At 55.8% G+C, this 23828-nt stretch carries 15 protein-coding genes; 11 read left to right on the top strand and 4 right to left on the bottom strand.

All coding sequences use genetic code 11. From position 1 onward, the window contains the following. The first annotated feature begins 3 nt into the window (after window positions 1-3). From FEM03_RS12040 to FEM03_RS12015, 6 genes are all read left to right on the top strand, one after another. Window positions 4-756 carry an RluA family pseudouridine synthase gene (locus tag FEM03_RS12040; protein ID WP_138086514.1) on the top strand — a complete coding sequence of 251 codons (753 nt, stop codon included), beginning with the start codon at window positions 4-6 and terminating at the stop codon, window positions 754-756. A gap of 91 nt (window positions 757-847) precedes the next feature. After that, window positions 848-1714 (top strand): sulfurtransferase, encoded by an 867-nt coding sequence (locus FEM03_RS12035; RefSeq protein WP_138086513.1) that lies wholly within the window; start codon window positions 848-850, stop codon window positions 1712-1714. 41 nt (window positions 1715-1755) lie between these two features. Next, on the top strand, window positions 1756-2307 hold the full coding sequence (locus FEM03_RS12030) for a hypothetical protein (RefSeq protein ID WP_138086512.1): 552 nt from the start codon (window positions 1756-1758) through the stop codon (window positions 2305-2307). Window positions 2308-2651: 344 nt separating this feature from the next. Beyond that, a complete protein-coding gene (locus FEM03_RS12025; protein WP_138086511.1) occupies window positions 2652-3191 on the top strand; it encodes an AlkZ-related protein in 540 nt (179 codons plus the stop codon). A 70-nt stretch (window positions 3192-3261) separates the two neighbouring features. Continuing rightward, entirely contained in the window at window positions 3262-6624 is a 3363-nt protein-coding gene (locus FEM03_RS12020) for a hypothetical protein (RefSeq protein WP_138086510.1), read from the top strand. A 38-nt stretch (window positions 6625-6662) separates the two neighbouring features. Beyond that, window positions 6663-7184 carry a DUF1318 domain-containing protein gene (locus FEM03_RS12015; protein WP_166442808.1) on the top strand — a complete coding sequence of 174 codons (522 nt, stop codon included), beginning with the start codon at window positions 6663-6665 and terminating at the stop codon, window positions 7182-7184. Here the strand turns inward: FEM03_RS12015 and surE are convergent. Next, the gene (gene surE / locus FEM03_RS12010) at window positions 7181-7897 is read right to left on the bottom strand and encodes a 5'/3'-nucleotidase SurE (protein ID WP_138086508.1); all 717 of its coding nucleotides are present in this window, start codon (window positions 7895-7897) and stop codon (window positions 7181-7183) included. The two genes, FEM03_RS12015 and surE, sit on opposite strands and share 4 nt — an antisense overlap. 38 nt (window positions 7898-7935) lie before the next feature. Then, entirely contained in the window at window positions 7936-9591 is a 1656-nt protein-coding gene (locus FEM03_RS12005; RefSeq protein WP_138086507.1) for a hypothetical protein, read from the bottom strand. Between the two features lie 240 nt (window positions 9592-9831). Between FEM03_RS12005 and vccA the strand changes: the two genes are divergently transcribed. The 4 genes from vccA to vccD are packed head-to-tail and all read left to right on the top strand — an operon-like array spanning window position 9832 to window position 18251. After that, the gene (vccA, locus tag FEM03_RS12000; protein WP_138086506.1) at window positions 9832-16008 is read left to right on the top strand and encodes a Verru_Chthon cassette protein A; all 6177 of its coding nucleotides are present in this window, start codon (window positions 9832-9834) and stop codon (window positions 16006-16008) included. After that, the gene (vccB, locus tag FEM03_RS11995; protein WP_240772755.1) at window positions 16005-16535 is read left to right on the top strand and encodes a Verru_Chthon cassette protein B; all 531 of its coding nucleotides are present in this window, start codon (window positions 16005-16007) and stop codon (window positions 16533-16535) included. Before vccA ends, vccB begins: the two co-directional genes overlap by 4 nt. Further along, window positions 16532-17632, top strand: a complete 1101-nt coding sequence (gene vccC, locus FEM03_RS11990) for a Verru_Chthon cassette protein C (RefSeq protein ID WP_138086505.1) — start codon at window positions 16532-16534, stop codon at window positions 17630-17632. The genes vccB and vccC overlap by 4 nt, the downstream gene beginning before the upstream one ends. Next, window positions 17622-18251 (top strand): Verru_Chthon cassette protein D, encoded by a 630-nt coding sequence (vccD, locus tag FEM03_RS11985; protein ID WP_338089873.1) that lies wholly within the window; start codon window positions 17622-17624, stop codon window positions 18249-18251. Before vccC ends, vccD begins: the two co-directional genes overlap by 11 nt. 84 nt (window positions 18252-18335) lie before the next feature. Here the strand turns inward: vccD and FEM03_RS11980 are convergent, their stop codons facing one another. Next, the gene (locus tag FEM03_RS11980) at window positions 18336-18989 is read right to left on the bottom strand and encodes a response regulator (protein ID WP_138086503.1); all 654 of its coding nucleotides are present in this window, start codon (window positions 18987-18989) and stop codon (window positions 18336-18338) included. Then, on the bottom strand, window positions 18986-22102 hold the full coding sequence (locus tag FEM03_RS11975) for a sensor histidine kinase (RefSeq protein ID WP_206170981.1): 3117 nt from the start codon (window positions 22100-22102) through the stop codon (window positions 18986-18988). Before FEM03_RS11975 ends, FEM03_RS11980 begins: the two co-directional genes overlap by 4 nt. A gap of 330 nt (window positions 22103-22432) precedes the next feature. Between FEM03_RS11975 and FEM03_RS11970 the strand changes: the two genes are divergently transcribed. Beyond that, a complete protein-coding gene (locus tag FEM03_RS11970; RefSeq protein WP_138086501.1) occupies window positions 22433-23809 on the top strand; it encodes a Gfo/Idh/MocA family protein in 1377 nt (458 codons plus the stop codon). The last annotated feature ends 19 nt before the right edge of the window (window positions 23810-23828 follow it).

The raw sequence follows: 23828 nt of genomic DNA, 5'->3' as shown, positions 1-23828 counted from the left end.
GGCATGCAGCGCCATCGTTTTGATTTTACCGTGTTGGATGAAACCGACACTTATCTGGTGGTCGACAAACCCGCTCCGCTGCAAATTCATCCCAGCAAACCGCGTGATGCGGGCCTCACACTATGGGACGGACTGCGGCATCTGCTGTGTTTTGAACTCAGCAACGGCGGACAAATCTCCATCATCAACCGTCTCGACCGCGAAACCAGCGGTCTGGTGCTGGTAGCCAAAACCAGCGCGACCGCGCGCCGATTCGGCAAAGCCATGTTGCGCCGGCAAATCCACAAAAGTTATCTGGCTCTGGTGCACGGCTGGCCCGCTTGGGAAGACCTCACCGAGATGTCTCCGATTCTTCGCGCTGGCGACGTGCAAGACTCTCCCATCTACGTGAAACAAATCGTGCATGAAAACGGGCAGGCCTGTCACAGCGAATTTCGGGTGCGGCAGCGTTTTGAACATCGCGGAGAACCGTTTGCCTTGGTCGAAGCGACTCCCCATAGCGGTCGCATGCATCAATTGCGGGTGCATCTTTCCCACAATGGCCATCCGGTCGTGGGAGACAAACTGTATGGCACGGACGAGACTCTCTATCTGGCGATTGTCGGACAAGGTTGGACGGCTGAACTGGCCTCCAAGCTTTTGATGCCGCGTCAAGCGCTGCATTCGCACCAGCTCAAGCTGGAGGACGAATATGGCACCCTCTCTTGGAGTGCACCATTGCCGCAGGACATGAGCGACTTCATCATTCAGGGCTAGGGCGAGCGCTCCTTCAAAGCTTGCGGTTGCGATCACCAGTGCAGCGGCCATGTTAGCCCCCGCTTCTTTTCTTCGACTGCCTATTTTCATCATGAGCACCAAATTCGCTTCCTACGCCCACCCTGACGCCCTCGTCGACACCGACTGGCTCGCCGCCAATCTAGACAATCCCGCCATCCGCATCGTCGAAAGCAACGAAGATCTGCTCCTTTATGACACCGGCCACATCCCCGGTGCGGTGCACATCGACTGGCGGCGTGATCTCAACGATGAAACCGTGCGCGACTACGTCGACCCGGAAGGATTCACCAAACTCGTCCGCCAGCATGGCATCACCCCCGACACCACCGTCATTTTCTATGGTGACAAAAACAACTGGTGGGCGACCTACGCCATGTGGGTGTTTCAACTTTTTGGCCACACCAACGCCAAACTTCTTGATGGAGGTCGTGCGAAATGGATCGCCGAAGGACGCGCCACCAACCGTGCCGTGCCAAACTTCGAACCCAGCGAATACCCGCAACCCGCAACTCGCAACGACGAAGAGCATCGCGCGTATTTCGATCAGGCCCTCGCCCATCATCGCGCCAAAAAACCTTTGATCGATGTCCGCAGCCCCAAAGAATTTAGCGGTGAAGTCACCCACATGCCCGAGTATCCGCAGGAAGGTGTTCTTCGCGGCGGACACATCCCCGGTGCCAAAAGTCAACCCTGGGCCACCGCCGCCAATCCGGATGGCACCTTCAAAACCTTTGAAGAACTCCAGCAGATCTACGCAACCAATCTGGGTCTGAAAAAAGACGACGACATCATCGCCTACTGCCGCATCGGCGAGCGCTCCAGCCACACCTGGTTCGTCTTGAAATACCTGCTCGGCTACGAGAAAGTCCGCAACTACGACGGTTCCTGGACCGAGTGGGGCAACATGGTCCGTGTTCCTGTAGAGAAGGGTATGTAGTGGTGAAAGCGAAGGGGGTGCCCGACCCACTAGTCAAAAGGATGAACATCAAAATTCTGATTTTGCTGCTGTATTTACTGGTATTTTGCTCGACATGTCGAAAGAAATACATTGTCCGTGATCGAGTAGTTGACGATGCTGTAGAGAGCACCATGCCTTCAAATTGTGAAGCAGAAGCATTGGTTTTGAGACTTATAGAAACTCGTGATATGTCTGTTGCCAGGAGACTGGCGTCCTATTCTGCAGGGATTAGCAAAGACAAGATCGCTGAATTAGGTTGGTTAATTTTTGGTGAATTGTTGGGAGATAAGCTTAGCAGTGAAAATCTTAGCAAATGGAAATCATCATTTTTAAGAACTGTTGCTGGACCATATGAATCGCCTTGGTTCAACCGTTCACTTATCGATGACAACCACATTCGCAGGTCCTTTATCGATCAGGATGCCGAGTCTCTCAGGCAGATGGGTGACCTTTATTGGAATATTGTAAACGACAAGGTTGGCGCTCTCGGATTCTATCTTGCTGCCTGCGTGCGGGGGGATATGAGTTCGATGGACAAGGTGAATCAGTGGACTGCTGAGAATGCTAGATAAGGAATGGAACGGGGACACGAAAATGGGAAAATGGGGCCAGTGGGAAGTGGGTCAGGAGAGAATGGCACTAACTCAAGGGGTTTAAGGATAAATATCAGGAATGTGTGTAAAGTGTCAGACATTTGAGAATGCCGACGTGGTGGCGGGTGTCCCACACGCCTTTGGAAATTGGTCAGTGTCATGCTTTGCATGCAAGGATTTGGGGGCGGGTGTGGGACACCCCCGACCACTTCCGCGCCAGCAATCCCTTGCCGCCTGCGCAATCCATGCAAACTTCGCTTTCAGACGACTTTCGCAGCATCCAACGCTGGTGCGGAATCAAGTAGACTGACAGCCTTGCGATCATGAAAATCAAAACCCTCGAACAGGCCCACAAGTTTGTCTTGAAGGTGAAAGTCTGCCTCATTTTTGGTTCAAAAAAATCCACGCTCCCCAGTCTCTGGGATATGGTCGACCTTCCGGGACGCCAGCCAGGTCAAAAAGGATGGGGACGGAAGGTGGAAGCGATCTGGGCATGGAAAAATGAACTGCCAGCCCAGTTTCCTTCCGAGATATTTTATGGGAAATTGCCAGGTGGTCTGGCGGTGTTGATGTGCACTCAATACCTTCGCGAAGAACATTATCCGCAGCATCACAAGCCGGTCTCTGATTGCGGCCCGCTGGCCCGTCGTGCTTATGAACTGATTCGCCGCGAATCACGCACCACCGCCGAATTACGACGGGAGCTTTCGACGTTGGGTGGGGTGAGCAAAAGCCGGATCGACACCGCGCTGGTGGAGTTGCAGGTGACACTGAACATCGTGCGATCCAATGCTCCGGGTTTGAAGACGGACACGTGGCTGCCGTTTTTTGAGCAGCACCCGGAGTTTCTGTCGGACGACTGATCCCTTTCCGTTGAAGCGGGACGCCCTGCATGCTTGCTCTTCGTTCAGCGGCGGGTAAGATGAGCAACTCATGCCGGGTGAACCAGCCAAACCCAAGCGTCGTTCGCGATGGAGACGTCTGTTCCGTTGGGCGGCATGGACGTCGGTGTTGGCAATTTTGCTTCTGATGGGCAGCGCTTGGATGGCTTATGTTTACCGCGTGTCGCTCACCAACCGGGCGCTTACTTACCTTGAGCCGTATGAAATCACCGTCGGGACCGTCGATTTGAGCGGTGAGGGTCGCGTCAATGGAACTGACCTGGTCGTCAAAGACCGGTTGACGGGTGGGGAACTGCTCAGGCTGCCTCTTTTTACGGTCCATCCGGGCTGGCGAGAGTTGTTGGAGGGTAAAATTGGGGAACTGGTGCTTGATCACCCGCAGGTGGACATCGGCGAAGCGCAACTGCGGCGATGGCTGCAAGCTTCACCCGATGACGTGCCAAACCAGGCTCCTCCGGCGCCGTTTTATGTGGGCGGTATCACCATCAAAGATGCGCTGATCAAACTGCGCATGAACGATGATACAGCGGTGGAGTTAAAGCTAAACTATGAAGGTGAGCAACTGGTTCGGGACGCTGCCGGGATGGTCAACAGTGGACTGCAACGTCTGGTCATTGAAGATGGTCGAGTCAATGCAGGCAATGGTGAGCCACCGTTTTCGGTCCAGCATCTGGAATTGAAAGGACAGGTGCAGGACGGAGTGCTCAAGTTGGCAAACGTGGAAATTCGTGAATCGACGCTTCACCTCACGCCGACGCTGATGAGTCTGTTTGCTTCGCGGGAGTCAGCAACTCTGCCTCCGGTGGTCGACGTCGCAGCTGATCCGGCTCCACCCATGATTCGGGGGATTGAGGTCAACGAAATCAGAGTGGAGGGATTGGCATTCAAGGCGGATGGATTTGATGCCGAGAACAAGAGCGGCGTTTTTTTGCCGGACATTCGCGGGACGATGAATGGGGAGACTTCGGCTTTGCGTTGGGAGCTTGGCGGACAACTTCAAACGGGGCCACAGCAATGGCATCTGGAAAGACTGGCCATTGAAACGCCGGAGAACGCAGGTCATGTGCGAATTCCGCAGATTGAATGGGAGATCGAGACGCTGCAGGATCTCAAGCGCTGGCAGTTCAAGAAACTCCTCTTCAAGCAGCCCGAAATTGCCTGGACGAAAACTTTGCGTGAAAGCTTTTTGGCGAAATCTGATGAGGTTCCACCAATCGTCGCAGATCCCGTTGCGGCGGCTCCGTGGGAAATTGAAGTGGCGGATGGTGGCATTGAAAAAGCCGAAGTCCGATTGGAAGATGAGGCGCTGATGTCCTTCCATTTGAACGCGGACGCCAGCCTTGAGGTGAAGGCACTGCGGATCAATCAGGAGGGCTGGCAATCGGCTTCGCCGCAGGTGTTGACCGTGATCAACGGGCTGTTGCAGTTTCCGGAAAAGGACGGTGAGCCCGGGGTGAAGCCGAAGCCGTTTTTTGAGCTGCCTTTTGGTGAACTCGCAATGATTCCAGATCGATGGAACAAAGACTTTCATGTGCAAAAGCTGGTCCTCAGAAAACCGTCATTGCTGATGCGGGATGGGAACACGCCCTGGCTTGCGGCGTCCAAAACCACGGCTCCGGCGGCCCCTGCCGATCAGGACCAGGAGGAGCCGAAAACCGAATCCCCCTGGTGGCAAAAACTGAATTTTGATGAACTCACCCTCGCGGAAGGCGTCAGCGATCTGCTGGTGCTTGCACCCGAACCCGTCGAGGCGCGAGGAAACATCAACATCACCACCCTGGATTTATCCCACGGCAAGGTGCAAAAAATCCGGCTCGACGATGTGGAGGCGCGGTTGCCCACTCTCTCCCGCCTGCCATTCCCCGTGGCGAATTTCTCCTCATTCGAAGGGACGGTGAAACTGTCCGAGATGTGGACCAAACGGCGGATCGAGTCGATGCGACTGGAAGGTGCGAGTCTGGAGGCTGGTGATGCGTTGATGGGATTGATCGACAGCAACGAAAAAGCGGCGGCTGCGGCTCCGGTGCTTGATGAACCTGCCCGAACAGCACCAGCGGCGCCTAAAGCAGAAAGCGGCAGACCCTGGCATGTCGGACAGCTCGACATCACCCAGAGCAGCATCACGATTGCCAATCTGGTTCCGGGGTTGCCCGCCGTGAAGTTCAACCTCGAATTTCACGCCACCAACAGTCCTCTGCTGGCAGAAGACCTGACGCGCAACCTGGCCTCCCAGCGCATCGAGCTGGCGAATCTCACCATTCCTTCGCCCTACGAGCCGCTGCGTGCGGTGGCGGAGTTGGACAGCATCTTTGTGCATTTCACCCTCCAGGGGTTGATGAACAAGCAGATCGACAAAATCGAAGTCGTCAGCCCCACCCTGTATGTCGGCGAGGATTTGTTTTGGTATGTGGACTACTACCGCAAATACGTCAGCAAGGGTGCCGAAAGTCCGCCGGGCGGGGCGCAGATGGTGACCGATGACGAGGCGTTTGCCTTGAAAGCGGCGAGCGCCCTGATCGATGCCGAACCCACGCCTGCGGAGGCCGCGTGGAGCATCCGGCAATTGCAGATTCATAGTGGGAAGCTGATCCTCGCGCCGAAAGGCAAGCCGCTGAAGGGTTTTGGCAAACCGTTGCCGTTCGACATCAATACGGAGGTGGTGCGCGGCACGTTGGAGGCAGAACTGCAAATCCCTGCGGACGTCTACACCCTGGATGAATACAAACTTCAACTCGAAGGCATGCACGGCAGCGTGCGGTTCAACCTGCCTCTCAAAGACAAGGACAACAACCTGGTGGAGACCTTTGAGGTGGATCGGATTCGTTGGAAGGAACTGCAAACCGGCAAGGCGTATCTGACCATCACTTACGATGCCGCCGGGATTTATGCGAAGTTCGGTGCCGAGGCTTACGAGGGTTATGTGAACGGCGAGGTCAATGTTTATAATGACGACACCTATAGCTGGGATGGGTGGATTGGTGGAAAAAAAGTGCAGACCAATGAACTGACCCAAAAATTATTCCCCACCTATTTTTTCATGCAGGGCAATGTCGATGCCACCCTCGTGGCACAAGGAAACATGCACGAATTGTTTCAGGCCGACGGCAATTTCAAGAACGATAGTCCGGGGAAATTTTCCATCACTGCGCTTAATGATGCCGTCAAGAGCCTGCCGGGTGACTGGACCCAACTGGAGAAACAGATGACTCAAATCGGACTGGAAACGTTGCGTGATTTCGAGTATGACCAGGCGGCGGCGGAGTTCCGGTTGTATGGTCGCGAAGGCAAAGGCGAGGTGCGATTTACCGGTCCACATGGCTCGCGCAATTTTGACATCAACGTGTATGATCACCGCTGGACTGCTGACGACAAACCTCTGACCACCACTGAATGACGAGTCATCCTGCATTAGTTTCGATTGGGCTGGGCCTCATGCCCGGGCTGTTTTTGGCTTCGTGTTCGTTGCCCGCGATCAGCCTGTCGACTCCCGAGCCCATCAAGGTCGACGTCACGATGCGGCTGGATGTCTATCAATACAAAGGCGACGAACCTTCCGCACCCGATGCGGCCAATGTCAGTTATGAGGAGGCGGTGGAGCGTCAGCGCAATCGCATGGCCGAAATCCAAAAGCTCAAGGACAACCGTCTGGTGGGGGAGGATCATCGCGGCCTGCTGCACCTGCGCGAGAAGCCGGCCGGCGACTGGGGCGATTATGTGGAGCGGACCGTCAACGCGGAGAACGAGGACCGCACTTTGATGATGCGTCGCGAGGCGAAGGACAGCAATCGGGCCCTGCATGAGGTCCAGGACGAGCAGTGGAAACTGCGCACCGACAAGGCCTATGAAGGCGAATGGATCGAACTGCCTGAGGCAACCGGGAATGGGTTTCGCTGGACCCAATCCCAGGGACCAAAGCTGAAGAAACCAGCGGGTGCGGATGCGGGTGCAGGTTAACTTGGAAGATGCAGGGTGCTCATCGAAACATGGCCTGAAAAACACGCTTCCACATCGGAACCGGGATCGCGCCCGCGGTCGGGATAACGGCCTCCATACATCAATTGAGTGGTGCCATCGGCCAGAGTGAGCGGGGCATACACCACAGGCAGTGGCGATCGGGCGGGGGCGCTTTCCACGACGCCAGGCAAGGACAGGGCTCCGGGCGGATGATGAGGCAGATTGAAGTTGTAGAACTGGCCGATTGGGGGTGAGGTAGGAAGAAGTCGCGTGGTGATCAGCTCGGCGACCCAGCGGGCGGCCCTTGACCAATCGAGTTCAATTTCGCGAATCAGATAATGGGAAAACGCTGCTGCGGGCACGTCATGATAGGCCGCTTCACGAACCGCGGCCACGGTGCCGGACACTGCCAGGTCCTGACCCATGTTGCCACCCGAGTTGATGCCGGCAAACACCCAGTCGGGCTTCAATTTTAAATGATGCAAGGCGACCCGGGTGCAGTCTGCCGGGCTTCCGTTGAGGCTGTAGCGGTGTTCGTCCAATTGCTGGAGGATCAATGGCACCCGCGTGGTGAGGCGGTGTCCGCACTCCGACTGCTCGGTGGCGGGCGCGACGATGGTGAACGTGGCACCACGGATCAATCCGACCGCCTGTGAAAGGGCCGCCAGGCCCGGGGCGTCAATACCGTCGTCATTCGTGAGTAAAAAATGCATGCGCTGCCATACCCCTCACTTCCTGGTCAATCAATCAATCAGCGACCGCTCTTGAGCTTGTTAAGTGTGACCACCATCACGCGGGCGAACAGATAGTTTTTCAGGGGGCGATTGCGCAAGCTCTCCACCTGGGTGGCCCAAAGTTGCTCCAGCGCGGTGACATTGGCGGGCGAAGGGTCCGCAATGGCTTGGGTGAGTTTGACGGTGATGGGATCGATGTCGTCACGGATGTTGATCTCCGCGATATTTTGGAAGCGCCCCATGAACTCTTTGGCAAGTTTCTGGGCACCTGGACGGTCGCCACCATGAAACAGACTGACAAGCCGACCATATTCCTCATAGGTCACAGAATTGCGTCGGGGACGGGTGGGGGCGTATTTGATGGCGCTCTCGGTTTCACCCATGGCGACGCAGGCGAAGGCGAGCTTCCAGGTGTCGAAGTTTCGATTCTTGGATTCGGTGGTCATTTGATCTTGGACGGCCATGCATTGTTTGAGGGTTGCGCTGGCAGGTCCGAGTTGATTTTGAGCCAGGTGACACGGGATGATGTCCAGGAGGCATTGGATGGCATCAAATTTCAATCCAGCGTCGGTGGTCAGTTTTAAATTGGATTGAAAATGTTGGGCCGCCTGGGGGTAGGCACGCAAACCAAATTCAGCCGTCCCCAGTGCTTTGAAGAAAAAGAAGCGGCTGCGCACTTCGCCTCCTGCGGGCGAAAGCAGGGTATAGATGCCGGACAACGTAGCTTTAGCGGCGGAAAATTCACCGGCATCACATTGAGCTTCGGCCAGGTCGGTGCCGTATTCCAAGATCCGGGTCTTGTCGTCAGCATAATTTTTCTGGAGATGATCGAAGCCTTGTTTGAGCAGTCCGGGCGCCCCCATGTAGCTACGGGCATAACCGCGAAGTTTGCCCATCTCATGGTAACAGCTGGCCACCTGTGCTGAGGTTTCCCCATAGTTGTCGATCGCCAGCTGAATGCTGTAGCGCTCCTGAGCTGAGGCAAGTTGGTCGAAACCCGCGAGCAACAGAGGGTGATTGAAATGAGCCGAGCGGAGGGGGAAGTTTTCCAGTTTACTGGCGAGGAAAGGTCGGAAATAACCTGATTTCTCAGTGCGAACACCGGTTCCCACGTTATGACCCCGCAGATACCATCCACCAGGAGACTTTCGCGACATGATCACTGCGCCAACGGTCTTTTCGGGCAGGATGATTCCTTGGACATGCGGGAGGTATCCGATGCTCTGATTGGTTGCAAAGGGCACGCCGCTTTCGTCCAGGACCTCCATTTTGTCGGCGTGAAGACGGCTTTTTTTCCAGTAAGGATGATCTTTGAATTCGATCTCAACGGGTTTATCAGCGGTTGTTGACGGCAACTTTTGAGGAGCGGCGGCACCCGGCACGGTGAACTCGCTGATTTCCTCCATGTAGGCGACGACGAAGGTCTGTAGATCATCTGAAAAGGTGAAAAGCGTCATGTCGCCAGACTCGTAATCGACGCGGATGATGCCAGGCTCGGGATGGCTGACTTTGGTCAATTCAGAAGTCACCCTCTCATCACCGGCGAGGATCTCGATTTTGTTCTCGTGAAATCGCAGTTCGGGATAACTCGTGTAGGAACACTCCCACTTTTTGTTCGCGATCTCCCTGATGAACGCTTCGTGGCTCTGCAGTCCAGGGTGAACCTGAGCCATCGCTTGGTGTCCGAAGGCGAGAAATAGAAGAATTCTGCAAATCATCGGATTGAGGATTTAGCAATTTTTCCAATCGCATGCAAAACAAATCCTGCCGCCACGGTTGGGATATCGGCGCGGAAATCACGGTCAACCCCGGGAAAACGACGGCTCCGCAGTGGAAAGGGCGTTCATCATCAAGAGGCTAGGTGTTTGCACCTATTGTTCCCAAAGCACGGAAGATTTATTTTCAAGGGAAGTATGAAAAATCCATTGCGCGCTTCCAGCCTTTTGACGGTTTGCTCCATCTTCTGTTTTCAGATGTTGGAGGCAGCCGACTTTGTCTGGGACTCTGGAGGTGGGGAGGACACCAATTTCAGCACCGCTGCAAATTGGGAGGGCGATGCGAAGCCGACTTCCGCTGACAACGCATTAATCAACGGCACAGTCACCATCAGCAGCGATGAGACCGTGGCGGGGTTTGAAGCGGGTCGATGGTTTGGGAGTGCGACCGTTGCCCATTCCGCAGGCACCTTAACCACCGGGTGGTTCAACGTCGGTTTGTATGGCACAGGCACCTACAACCTGACTGGTTCTGGCAGCATCAGCGCAACCGGCGACGCCTCCATAGGACATGGTTCAGGCAATGGCACGATGAACATCAATACGACGGGCAGCGCCTCTTTCAATTATGTCAACGTTGGCCATAGTTCGTGGGGAAATGCCGACTATCCAACCGGCGTGTTGACGGTCGACGCAGGAACAGTGAATTCCAATTTCGGATTCGCGATCGGGGGCTCGGGGGGGACTGGCACACTCAACCTGAATGGCGGGGCCATCATTTCAGGAGGAACCTTCAGCGTGGGGCAGAGCCCGTATTCCTCTGAAAACGCCACCGCCATTGGTGTGATGAATCAATCGGGCGGCAGCCTCAGTGCGGACCTTTTCATCGTAGGCAATGCCACCGGTGCCAATGGAACTTACCACATGACGGGAGGAACGTTGAACGCATCCGGCGAGTTATGGGTTGGTCAAAATGGAACTGGGGTCTTTAACCAATCGTCCGGAACGGTTTCCTCGAATAACTGGTTTGTCATCGGGCGGGACAATGGAGGAAACGGGACTTACAACCTCACCGGGGGCACCGTCAATGCGGCCACCACTGGCGGCCAGACGGTGTTAAGTTCATTTGCAGGAGGCACCTCCACACTGAATGTCAGCGGCGGAACCTTCAACGCCACCAACGAGCTATGGGTCGGGGAGGGAGGCGACGGCACGTTGACTCTATCCGCCGAGGGCGTGGTTACCACCGGGGTGACAGGCTACACCAGAATTGCCCAAGGTGGTGGTGTCGGGGAGGTCAATCTCGATGGCGGCACTTTGACTACCGGTGGGGTTGCAAAAGGCGGCGGATCTTCCGGCATCCTTAACTTTAACGGAGGCACTCTCCAGGCCAGCCAGAGCACTGGATCTTACCTTCAGGGGCTTACCCGGGTCAATGTTCGCGATGACGGTGCCGTCTTTGACACCAATGGATTTAATATCACCGTCAACCAGGTCCTTGAGCATAGTAATCTTGATGGCGATGATGTGGTGGACGGCGGTTTGACTAAGCGGGGACTCGGTATCCTTACGCTAACGGCTGCCAACACTTACACGGGAACGACGACCATTGAACAAGGCGTGCTTCTCGCCAACAACGCGCTGGGAACCTCCGCCACCGGCGCTGGCCATGTGCTGGTCCAAAGCGGTGGACGGCTCGCCGGGAGCGGTCAGGTGGGACTAAGTTCCAGCCAGCAGAACATCACGCTTGGAAACGGCTCCTTTCTTTCCGTTGGGACGTCGAGCGGTCTCGGAGGTCAGTCATTGCGTCTGGTTAACTCTGGCACCGGTGTTACCAGCCTGGGCGGCACGCTGGAGTTGAACATCTGGAACAATGTTGGCGCGGAAGACAATCTTCTAAATCCTCTGGATAACAACGATTTATTGGTGATCGCCAGCGACTCGACGGTTCAACTAAGTGGGAGCCTGAGTCTGACTGACACCACGGGACTGTCCAATGATGACTTCATCGGTTGGGCTCTGGGAGATACCTGGCGTTTGATTGATTGGTCAGGGGTAACGGCGGCAACCGTTTACAGTGGGGACCTGGTGTTTGACGATATGCCTGAACTGGCCGAGGGTTTGAAATGGGAGAGCCTGCTCAATGAGCACGGTTACCATGTTCGAGTGGCGGTGGTTCCTGAACCTGGGCGGGTATTGCTTTTATTGACGGGTGGTTTGTGCCTGGTGTTGCGCCGACGCCGTTCCGTTCCACCAACTTCCTGCCGGGAGGGGATGAAACCTTACGGACTTAACCGCCAAGGGGTGGCGGCAAACCGTTCCCGTTCACAATCCGGCATGGTGCTGGTTCTGGTATTGGTGATCATGTCCATCCTGATGGTCCTGGTCCTGGCCATGTTCTCTCTGGGCACGGTGGAAACCAAGTCTTCAGCGGCCTTCAGTGAAACGGCCGAGGCGCGCACCTTGTCGGACATGCCGGCATCCATCGTGATGGGTCAGATTCAGCAGGCAACGGCGGATTTGGGTATGGCCAGAACCTGGGCTTCCCAACCGGGCATGATTCGCGTGTTCGGCACCAGTCCCCATCCTGGTGGAGGATCGACGGCACAGTTACGTTCTGCAACGGAGTCCGTGTGGAAGTTATACAGCTCCGACAAGATGGTGGAGTCTGGCGCGGACTTTGTTGCGGCCGACGAAGCGGCCAGTTTGGGCGGATGGGACACTGCTCCGGCACGTTTCACCGACTTGAATGAACCGGTTGCCCGATTGAATGCCAACGGAACCATTGATCGAATCTACCCCATCCTCAGTCCCACCGCGTTGCCGGGAACAGGCAATACGGGCGTGGGTGGATTCGGGATCTCCACCACCCAGGCGGTGCCTGGAGGCACCGATCAGCAACCACTTCCAATGCCCACGCGCTGGTTGTATGTGTTGCAAGATGGCAAACTCGTCGCACCGACGGGTGGAACTGCGGAGAAGGTGACCTTTGATCCTGATGCGGTCACGCAAAACAACCCGATCGTTGGACGCATCGCCTTCTGGACGGATGACGAAAGCTGCAAGGTCAACATCAACACGGCAGGCGAAGGCACTCCTTGGGACGTGCCCCGCACCACCAGTTGGACGGATCGCAACTACGCCTATTTCCCTCCCGCACAGAATGAGTTTCAGCGGTATCCTGGGCATCCGGGAATGACTTCGCTAAGTGTGGTTCTGCAAGGGTTTGACCCGCGTTACCGGTGGCGTTATCCGAACATCATCAATGATGGCACCGTGAGCAACAAGCCGGAGTATCAGACGTGGCTTGGTGGAGTCTACAACTTATTGCCACGTATTCACCTCGGTGAATCTGGTCAGGGATCACGCGGCGGCAGCGAATTGGTATCTTCCCCCAACGGCCTGCCATTCAAACGCGAACGTTTGTTTGCCACGACGGATGAATTTTTCTTCGGCACGGAATATGATCCGGTCAGCGGACAACGGCAGCCCAACCTATCCGCTGGATCGGTTGATGCCCGGGATCTGGAGACTGGCCGGTTCTTTCTCACCGCCCATAGTCGTGCGCCGGAAACCAACGGGTTTAATCGTCCGCGTATTTCCCTGTGGCCCATCCAGGCCGAAACGGAGGCTCGCAACTCGAAGGACAAGCTTTTGGAATTCTGCGCCAATGTTGCCGGAGAACAAGGTTACTTCCAACGCGCAGAAACCTGGAAAAGTTTAAACAACCGCGGCTCCTCACAGAGTCCTGTGGCAGACTTTGAACTGGCAGGCAATCAAAAGGTATTTAGCTATTTGCAACGGCTCACCCAACAGCCCGTGCCTGGGTTCGGTGCGCAAACTTTCAGAAACAAGTATGGCGAGAGGAACCAAAATCAGATCTTGTTAAACATGTTCGACATGGTGCGCTGGGGGGTGAATCCAGCGAGCCGCCACACCGATCCAGAATACCGTTTCCTTCCTCCGACACGGGTGTCGACCGATGCCAACGGCGCAGAGTTTTTCGCCGAAGGTTCGGCGGCTCCAGTGGTGACTAATGGCGCTGGCGTGGAACCGTTTGGCGAAACGTTAAAATCTTTCGGCCACTTTCCCAGTGTGATTGAAGCGGCCTTGGTGTTCATCGCGACCGATGTCGAACTGTTGCCCGATGGCACGCCAAAAGACGAGGACGGCGACAACATCGCCGACAAGACGAACAAGATGCGTGCCTTTTTGATCTTGCAACCCTTCGCGCCCGTGGTGGGTCTGCCAGGTTATTCGCCGGATGTCAATTATCGCATTCGCGGTCTCGAAACCTGGAGGGTGAATGGGGCATCGCTCGGCTTTCCCGCCGATGCCGTGAATCACGCACGCATGCCCTGCTATGACACCTGGGACGAAGGGAGGTCGAGCGCCTACACGTCGTTGCACGCCCAATTCTTCCGCTCCCGGGCAACCGCCAAGCTGGTGGATGGGGGCAGCAATCCCGTGGAGAAATTTCCTTTTGTAAGCGTGGAGGTCGACGTGTCCGTAGGTGATACCTTTACCTTCACCGGAGGACCGATCACCATCGAAACCCACATTGGCAGTCCTGATCCGGGAGCCATCAGCGATGCCACCTTGATCCAAACGGCCAACCTAACCTTTCCCGATTCAACGACGCCTTGGCCAACCCCACGGGCACGCCAGCGCCCCAAGATAAGCTGGGATGACGTCGACTGGACCTGGGAAAACGCGAAGAATAAAATGAGCGTTCAAAGCCGTTTGGTGAATGACAATCCTGCAGAGAACCTTTTTGTTCCTGGTGATGTCGTGCGTTCCGTGGCGGCACACGCCGGCGGACCAAACAAAGGCGACTACCGGCTTCTTTGCGCACTGCGGGAAATCCCCGCGACTTATTATGCCCCTCATGCCGACTATCTTACGGGCGTTACCCCTGGAACCGCGCCGGCGGGCATTCCAGGAACCACATGGATGGCGCAAACGTTGCGAAGGTCGGCGAACAGTTATCAAGGACATTATGGACGGGGAATGGAACAGCAATCGGTGCTTTACCCTACCAAGGGCGGCCGCTTGCATCCCTGGCAGGCGGCAGGTTATGTCTTGAATGGATCCAATCTGAATCAAATCCAACCCTACGGATTGTTAAAAGAGGTGGCCTACTGGCAGGACTGTCAACCGGCGACACCGTATCGTCTGGACGGCGCTTACAATACCGGAGCCGGCAGCGCCAGCCGTCCGGGTGATTGGGACAGCGGCATTGGCCGTGTTGAGGATGGACCCTATATCAACCAACCGGATACCACCGGATTCAAAACCAACACCACCACGGATCGCACCAGTTACTTCAGCTTGTTCGATTACACCGACACCGAAGATGCCGGTAACTATGCGCCCAATCGTCAAATCGCCTCGGCGGTGGCGTTCGGTTCGTTGCCGAGTGGCGTGCATCCCGTGCCGGGCATCGGCAACAAGGTGGGGCCATGGCAGACCTTGTTGTTTAGTCCCAACCCTCCTTCCCGCAGCACGGCGTCGGGTGCGGAACCGACCCAGGTGGATCATTATGGCTTTCGTCCTCCACGTGATCACCTGCTGCTCGACCTGTTCTGGATGCCGGTGGTGGAACCTTACGCGATCAGTGAGCCGCTCTCCACATCCGGCAAGATCAACATGAACCAACAAATCATGCCATTCACTTATCTACGACGGGAAACCGGCCTGCATGCCGCCCTGCGTGGAACGCGTCTCAGCGCCGTTCCTACGGAAGTGGCATGGGCGGGCGACGCCTCCACATGGGGCGCTGGCGCCGAGCAGAAACAGGAGTGTTACAAGGCCTGGGATAACTGGCTGAAGTATGAAACGATGTTTGAGATCAACGCTGAGGAAACCATGAGAGGCTTTCATCGACGCTTCAATGCAGGTGACATTTTCCGCAGTGCTTCGGAAATTTGCGAGATATTCCTGGTGCCCAAAAAGATAGAAGGCAGAACTTATCCGCAGCGGGTCATGAACACTCCCGATCCCACCTTTGAGAATGTGGTCACTTGGTGGAATGGCAGTCTCAACACCCAAAAAGATGGCATGGAACTTACCGGTGACAACGTGCGCGAGTCACCATACAACCAGTTGTATCCCCGACTCACCACGCGTTCCAATACCTTTCAGGTCCATTATCGGGTGCAGGCACTAAAAAAAGCACGCTCCAGTGCAGCGGCTGAATGGGATGAGAATGCTGATGCGCTCATCGCCGAACAACGCGGCTCCGCACTGATCGAGCGATATGTGGATCCCAACGATCCCACCCTGCCGGCACTTATTGAAAATACCAATGCCACTGAAGCCATCGACGATCATTACCGCTTCCGAATCATCAACAAAAAAACATTCGCACCGTGAAACCAGCATCCCTAAATCCAACCAAAATCAAAACCAAAACCAGAAAATCTCAAGGATTCACCCTGGCCGAGACCGCGCTTTCTGTGGGCCTTGCCTCATCGGTGGTCGCTGCTCTGGTGGGACTCATCCCGGTATCCCTCAACACCCTTCGGGAAGCTGGCGCACGCACGGCGGAAGCACGGATCGCACAGTTCGTTGCCGCAGACTACCGCATGCGCGATTGGCAGGAGGTGTTGAATCAGCGGCAGTCCAGTGAGAGCGAAGATTTTTTCTTCGATGGACAGGGGATGCGCCTGGAGAATGATGCGGCTGATCGAATCTTCACCGCGCGCGTCGCCGTTGCAGATGCAGAACCCCTGCCCGGGGCAGAAAATTGGGGTTCCAATCCTAAACTGAAGGCGTTGCAGATTTTGGTCACCGATCGAATGAACGCGGAGCAGGCCTTTGCGACTCCCGAGCTGTGCCGGAGCACGCAAGTGTTGCTCGCCCAAACAGACAAGCTGCCCTCAACCAGTCCTACACCATGAAGAGCCGTAAAAGCATCGCAGCGTTTACGTTGGTCGAGCTGCTGGTCTCGATGGCGGTGGCCTCACTGTTGCTGATTTCGCTGGCTCGCATTCTTGCCGATACGCAGGTGGCGTGGACCGACACCAAGGAGCGCACGGATTCCTTTCGCGAAGCCCGGGCCGCCTTCGATGCCATAGCCGCCCGATTGTCACAAGCGACGTTGAACTCCTACTGGGGCTACAAGTTCGATGATGATGGCAACCCGGAACATTACGAAAGGCAGTCGGAGCTTCATTTTGTCTCCGGTCCGGTAACCACTCTTTTGAATGAAAGCGTGCTTGCGGCTGGGCATGCGTTGTTTTTCCAGGCACCGGTTGGGGAAAGCATCGATACTGGCAGGACGACTCCGGCGGCTTTATCGCCAGTGGAGCTTTCGGGCACAATGAATGGTTGGGGCTGGTATGCTTGCTTTGACAGCGATCTGCCGCGTCGTCCGGGATTTCTAGCCGCTCCGGCGGTCCCTGAGCGCAAACGGTTTCGGTTGATGGAATTTCGCCAGCCCACCGAAAAGTTGTCACTTTATCGAATGGTGACACCCGGTAATGCCGACGCAACGCCGATCCCGTGGATCGAAGACCAGGCTTCGCAAATGGGTTTGTATGACTGGTTTCGCGCCGCGCTGGCAGAAGACTCACAACCATTGGCCGAGAACATCCTGGCGCTGGTCATTCAACCATTGTGGCCGGCCGCCAAGGGAACCACTGACAAGGATACCGATGTCGCTCCGAACTACATCTACGATTCGCGACGCCACCAGTGGCCCGACACATCGGAACTGGCCGCCCGTTCACGCCACCAGATACCTCCCATGATTCGGCTCACGCTGGTTGCCTTGGACGAGCGTGATTGGGATGCCATGGAGGCGACGCAGGTTGCGGCGCAAGCGATGGAATTGCAGGCTTTCATGAATACCGGTTTGTTTGTCGATGCGGAGCTCTACGAAGATGACATCCGCGAACTGGAGCAGGAACTGGCCGGACGGAAGCTCGGCTACCGGATTTTCACCACCGCCGTGCAGCTTCCTGCGGCCAAACTCATGACGTCCATTGAAAACTAACTCTACATTGCCAAACTCCGCTTCATCCAGGCGGCAATGCGGCTTCACCCTGCTTGAGCTGCTGGTGGTCATCGTGATCATTTCGCTGCTTTTTGCCATGTCGACCTCGACCATTGGTCGTTCGCTGGAAGCGCAAAAATTGTCGGCGTCCGGTGCCCGGTTGATCAACGAACTGGCTTATGCCGCGCAGTTGGCCGTCAAGGAGAACCGGCCGGTGGGAATGAGGTTTGTGCAACGCGCCGACGAACTTGACGCGGGATCAATTCTTACGCAGGGCTGGCAGTGGCTGGCCCCGGACCGAACGACGGGAGAATGGAAACCCTTGGGCGAAGTCAACTGGCTGGACGCTTCGGTGATGATGATCGAAAACAACGCCTTTTCGACGCTCGTGAATCTGCCACCGTTGGCCATGGATGTTGATGATGACGAGGACAACACTTCACCATTGTTTGCCTTCACCCCACAGGGCAGCACCACCTTGATTCGAGGTGCGGGGGCTTCAATCTGGTCGCTGACGCTGGCCTTGGTGGAGGATGTGGACAAGGCACCGAATAGCTTGCCAGCCAACCACCGGACGCTCGTGATTAATCCCTACACCGGCTCGGCGGTGATGTATTAGCCTCAACGACGCAGCAGTCCACAGCGCTACCCGCCGAACTACGGTCCATATAAATGGCGGAACCATCACCTCCCCAGCATCCCATCACAGGCAGGACTTGTGATCAAACGCGAACTTGAGCAAGCCGTGGGACCCGTGAATGTGGAGCTTGTTGCAGATGTTAAGCCGGTGATTCTCCACCGTCTTCGCGCTGATTTTTAGGAGATAGGCGATCTCCTTGCTGGTGTGATCGTCGGCGATCAACTTTAAGATGCGTTTCTCTGATGGAGTCAACTGATCCAGGTTTGGCTTGCTCAGCAGCAAGGCCTGAACGCGATCCTCCCGGCGCTGTCCAATGGCACCCATGGTCGAACTAAAAAACGTCTCGCCCTCTGCGACAATCAGCAACGCTTCGATGATGTCCTCACCGGCATTTTCCTTGAGCACATAACCTCTCACACCAAGGTCGATCGCCGCGTTGAAGACGTCTTCATCCTTATACATGGTGAGAAACACCACTTGAGAAGTGCTCAATATCTTTCTCAACTGTCGCGCCATGTCCAATCCGTTTAATTCGGGCATGTCGACATCGACCACGACAATGTCAGGTTGTAGTTTGGCTGCCAGTTCCAAACCCTCGGCACCATTGGACGCTTCTCCAACAATCTCCAGACTTTCGTTTTCTTCGATGATCTCACGCAGACCCCGGCGAAATACCGGGTGATCGTCAACGATGAGAAGTTTTATGGTTTCGCTCATTCCGCGAGGGTGAGAATTGGAAGTTCTATTTGCAAGCTTACACCCTGACCGGGCGCGGAATCAATCGTGATGGAGCCATTCATGATTTTTGCCCTTTCCTCGATTCCGCTTAATCCCAGTCCGCCATCGCGGATGGATCGGGCATCCTGATCGATTCCTTTGCCATTGTCGCGAATGGAAATGGACACGCGACTGGGATGATGTCTCACCACCACGGCCGCCTCGGTCGCGGCTGAGTGTTTCATGATGTTGTTGATTCCCTCCTGGACGATCCGGTAGATGTGAATTTCGGACTCTTTGTCGAAGAGGTGGTCGATCTCGTCGACATGGGAGGCCAGATCGATCGGACTGGTTTCTGACACCTTTCTTACAATGGCGCGGATCGCCTGGGTAAGCCCGAGTCGATCCAATTGATAGGGGCGCAGGTTATGGGCAATTTCTCTAACTTCGTTGATGGCCTGCAACGTAGTGCTTGAGATATCCTCCAACCGCTGTCGCAACACCGGATGATCCAGAGCGGATTGAAGGGCGCGGTGAGTTTGATTGCGGATCACCAGCAGATCCTGGCCGAGACTGTCATGAAGACTGGCGGCGATGCGGCGGCGCTCATTCTCCTGGTTTTCCAGCATGCTGCGTGCGAAGGCGAGCCGTGCGGCTTTTTGATGGGCGAACCGGCGATTGAGAAACTGGACCCGAATCATGGTGGCCGCCAGCACGGTCAACAACAACCCGATCAAGGTGGCGGAGCGTTTCAAATTCCACCAAGGAGGACCTTTGATTAGGACGACGTCCGCTGGTGAGCGCAACAAAAGGTTGGCCCGCTGGGATGATGAATGAAATACGGAAATCCCAGTGACACTGAGCATGCTCCCCTCCTCGAAAGCGGGCACTTCTTTTGCATCAGCAGTGAGCGCCGCTTCGAAAACGGTTCGTCCTGATTGCAATTCAAATATGAGTCCACTTCCATGAGTTTTTTGAGCAACCAATCGGCCTTCCACCTTGACCAACAAGTTGGCGTGACTTGCGTCCACTTCCGATGGGTCGAGGGTTGCCGCTTCAATGGCTGGTGCATGCTCGACGCTCTTCCATGTCACTTCAGTCAACTGCGCGATGGCATCGGCCCGACCTGGAAAGCCGATCACCTGCACCTTGTCGCCAGGTTTGGGAAGGGAGCCATCGAGGGGATGAACCCGGATGCCGCCGGTCGCGTCTTGAATGAAAAAGTGATGCTCGCCGCAAAAGGTCACGGTGCCCACTGCCTTCTCCATGTGGCTCCATTCATTTTGGGACTCAACATTGGTCAGTTGGGAGATCGGCGTAGGCTCGGTGGAGACTTCAGGTGCGGGTTGGGCAATCTCAATGAAGGTCGGTCCAGGCACCAGCAAGGCCGGCGCTTGAAATGTTTCCAATGACACCACGCCGCGTGCACGAAGCCGCGAGTTCACATAGCGGTCAAGTTTGGAGGGATCGACCCCGCTTAACCAGAGCTGGAAAGGGCCGTTTTTTCCCATGAGACTCATGGTTCCATTGGCCGTCACTGATCGCACCACTCCATCCATTTCCGTCCATTGACCTTCACGCACGCCCTCGCCCACCGGCTGAGATGAAGGAATGGCTGGAAGAGGCATGTTTTGCCAGCCCATCACGTTGACCGTCCATGCTTGAAGCGCTGGTGCATGTTTTCCAGGCAACAGTGGCCCCCCGATTTCCACCAGCTGCCCAACCCGCAGGCTGGAGCCCAGTTGGCGATGGTCTTGAGAGATAGAGATTCCAGCCAGTTTGTCCTGAACATACAGAATGTCTTTGTCGCGCACGCGGTCATTGAAAGTCACGACCCCGCGAGTGAAGTAATGTCCCGGGAACGATCCTTCCGCAGTGTCTGATGGATAGGTAGGTGGTGAAAGAGGCTGGGAACCGGCTTGTTCAAAAAAGGACACGTCTTCCTCGGTCGCGGCCCAGACGATGCTCGCAATCAGCGGGCCGCCGAAGTCGTGGCCTCCCTCGCACACTCCCCGGAATCGCGCCCTAAGGTTCGTGTGCCTTTGCGGAAGATTGCCCCGCCAACGGGCAACCCGTAGCAGAAGCCGGTTGGAGCCTTCAGTAAGTTCCAGGTTGGCGGAAACGCCGTCGGTGGAAAGGAAGGTGACAGCGCCTTCACCTTCCACCCATCGGTAAATATTGCTGGCAGCAATCGATTGGCCGATCTGAATGGGATGCGGTTCCGGCCAGACATGGTCATCAAGCACCTTGATTTGCAGGCCTCGCACCGTCAAGCCGCCTTCGTTGGTCACCCCTGAGAGAACGGGGGCGAGATTGCCTGCAGTGTAGTCCAGCCAGTATTCCCTCATAATGCCCTTGCCGATTTCAATCGCTCGATCACCATCCGCTGACTCGTCAGATTCCCTCCATGGCGCGAGATATTGCCCACTGATGACTGCCTGCGGCATGTCAGGCCCCGACCAGGCGACGGCAAGGTGATTCTCCCCCGTTTGCTGTTCCTGCAATGCTTCAATGTAATAAGCCTTCCCCGCCTGCAATTGCACACGTTCAGAGCGCTGGTTTGCATACCGGTCCCATTGTCGGGCGGTCGTCCATGATCCCGTTTCGATGTGGGCAATGCGCTTGGCCTGGCTGGGATCCAAACCGGGGCTCAGCCACAAGGAGGACGAGTCATCACTGGCGATCCAAAAAGTGTAGAAGCCCGTTCTGGGCGGCACCAGCCAGCCGCGCATGCGATTAAGCTTGTAGTTTCCTGTTTCCTTTGAAAGCTCAAATGATGTCAGCAAGTCGCTGCCTGAAGGGCTGAACGGATAAGTCGGACAGTAGGGGAGATAGGGCGCGGAGTCGGCGGCCCGGAGTTCGACACGCTGACCTGTTCGCACGGGCATTTGCGGCGGGTCGGGGCGAATCGCGATGGCGCTGGCGGCGTCTTGAATCACCAGCAAGTTGCGCTCCGCATCAGCGAGGGTGACGATGCCTGTAAGTAACAGCGGTCGACTTACATTGAAGGCCATCCGGGGTAATTTCTGCGCCTCCGTCAAACTGGTCAGCGGACTCTCTCGGGTCGCCGGTTCATCCGGCTCGCCCGCCGCCACAGCGACGTGGAGCGTCAACAGGGAGATCAGCAGTCGATGAATCATGTTTTGTTTAATTCCGATCATGAGGATTCCCGAATTTGATGTCAACGTTGAAGTGTGCATGCCTCACGCGGCCGATAGCAAAATGAGTGTTTCCACCCATTTCTAATGCGCGCGAGAATGGCTTAGTAAACTTCCGCTTCCATGGCAATCATGGATCGGCATTCATCTTGCCTCGAGTAATGCAGTCAGCCGTTCATTTATGATAACTAGTTGAGTGGAAAACCTCCACAAGCATCCCTGGATAATGGTCGCCATCCACGAATCTTCGCATTCCCAAGTTAGTTATCGCATCAGATCAATTTCATGAAACGCATCCATCGCACCACACGTCGTCATTTCTTAAAAGCCGGGACCGCCATGCTCGGCTTTCCCACCATCGTTCCATCGAGCGTCTTTGGGCAAAACGCCCCCAGCAATCGCATCACCATGGGCGTCGTCGGCTGGGGCATGATGGGTCCGGGAAACACCGGGGCGTTCCTCAACCAGCCAGACTGCCAGATCGTGGCTGCGTGCGACGTCGACAAACGACATTTGCAAAACGCCGTGGACACCATCAACCAGCGGTATCGCAACACCGATTGCCAGGCTTACGAAGACTACCGTGAATTGATGGCCCGCAAAGACATCGACACCGTCATGCTCGCTGTGCCCGACCATTGGCATGCTTTGGTGACCATTGAAGCCGCAAAAAACGGCAAAGACATTTACGGAGAGAAGCCTCTTGCCCGCACCATTGGGGAACAACAGGCCATCGTTGCGGCGGTTAAAAAGCATGGTCGCATTTTTCAAACGGGTTCCCAGCAACGTTCCGACAACCGTTTCCGCATTGCTGCTGAAATTGTTGCCAATGGACTCATTGGAAAAATCAAAGAAGTGCACGTGGGCTTGCCGCAAGGTCACGTCGACTTTGCTGGAACCGGCAGCAAAACCCAGGTGACCACGCCTCCTCCGGAATTGAACTACGAGTTCTGGACCGGCCCTTCCGAAAAGCTCGATTACATTGAGGGCCGGGTGCATAAAAACTGGCGTTGGAGCTACCACTATGGAGCCGGACAGTTGGTCGACTGGGTGGGGCATCATGTCGACATCGCACATTGGGGCATGGCGGCTGATGACTCAGGTCCAACGGAGATCACCCCCATTGCTGGCGAATTTCCGTCCCCGGACGCGATGTGGAACACCGCTACCAAATACCGCACTGAATGCCTGTATCCGAACGATATCGTGATGACCATCGCCGGTGGATTTCCAGATATTTCGATGGGCACCAAATGGATTGGAGACGAGGGTTGGGTATGGGTGGATCGGGGTGGCTTTGATGCCTCCCGCAGCGAACTACGAAAGCCAGTAAAACGTCGCGAAAAAGACCATGAGGGCAAGGACATCATCGTCGAAGGATTCGAAGCGCCGAAACTTGGAGACGATCTTATTAAAAAACGTCTGTATGAAAGTCCCGGTCATCACCGCGACTTTCTTGACTCGGTCAAATCTCGTGAAGCTCCCGTTTGCCCAGTGGAAACGGGACACCGTTCTGCGGTTCCAGGTCATCTTTCGCTGATCGCCCTGCAACTCAATCGCCGCATTCAATGGGATCCCAAACAAGAGCAAATTTTGAACGATCCTGAAGCGAGCGCAAAGCTGGGTCGCGAATATCGTGCTCCGTGGACTCTTGATGCGTGATCAAAGATCGGCGACCCCG

The organism is Phragmitibacter flavus (assembly GCF_005780165.1).
In the GTDB taxonomy this organism is placed as follows: domain Bacteria; phylum Verrucomicrobiota; class Verrucomicrobiia; order Verrucomicrobiales; family Verrucomicrobiaceae; genus Phragmitibacter; species Phragmitibacter flavus.
This window is presented reverse-complemented; position numbering and strand designations above follow the sequence as displayed.

Bases quoted from the DNA above. Each gene is read 5' to 3' on its own strand.
- FEM03_RS12040 (WP_138086514.1), top strand. From the start codon at position 4: ATGCAGCGCCATCGTTTTGATTTTACCGTGTTGGATGAAACCGACACT.
- FEM03_RS12035 (WP_138086513.1), top strand. From the start codon at position 848: ATGAGCACCAAATTCGCTTCCTACGCCCACCCTGACGCCCTCGTCGAC.
- FEM03_RS12030 (WP_138086512.1), top strand. From the start codon at position 1,756: ATGAACATCAAAATTCTGATTTTGCTGCTGTATTTACTGGTATTTTGC.
- FEM03_RS12025 (WP_138086511.1), top strand. From the start codon at position 2,652: ATGAAAATCAAAACCCTCGAACAGGCCCACAAGTTTGTCTTGAAGGTG.
- FEM03_RS12020 (WP_138086510.1), top strand. From the start codon at position 3,262: ATGCCGGGTGAACCAGCCAAACCCAAGCGTCGTTCGCGATGGAGACGT.
- FEM03_RS12015 (WP_166442808.1), top strand. From the start codon at position 6,663: ATGCCCGGGCTGTTTTTGGCTTCGTGTTCGTTGCCCGCGATCAGCCTG.
- surE (WP_138086508.1), bottom strand. From the start codon at position 7,897: ATGCATTTTTTACTCACGAATGACGACGGTATTGACGCCCCGGGCCTG.
- FEM03_RS12005 (WP_138086507.1), bottom strand. From the start codon at position 9,591: ATGGCTCAGGTTCACCCTGGACTGCAGAGCCACGAAGCGTTCATCAGG.
- vccA (WP_138086506.1), top strand. From the start codon at position 9,832: ATGAAAAATCCATTGCGCGCTTCCAGCCTTTTGACGGTTTGCTCCATC.
- vccC (WP_138086505.1), top strand. From the start codon at position 16,532: ATGAAGAGCCGTAAAAGCATCGCAGCGTTTACGTTGGTCGAGCTGCTG.
- FEM03_RS11980 (WP_138086503.1), bottom strand. From the start codon at position 18,989: ATGAGCGAAACCATAAAACTTCTCATCGTTGACGATCACCCGGTATTT.
- FEM03_RS11970 (WP_138086501.1), top strand. From the start codon at position 22,433: ATGAAACGCATCCATCGCACCACACGTCGTCATTTCTTAAAAGCCGGG.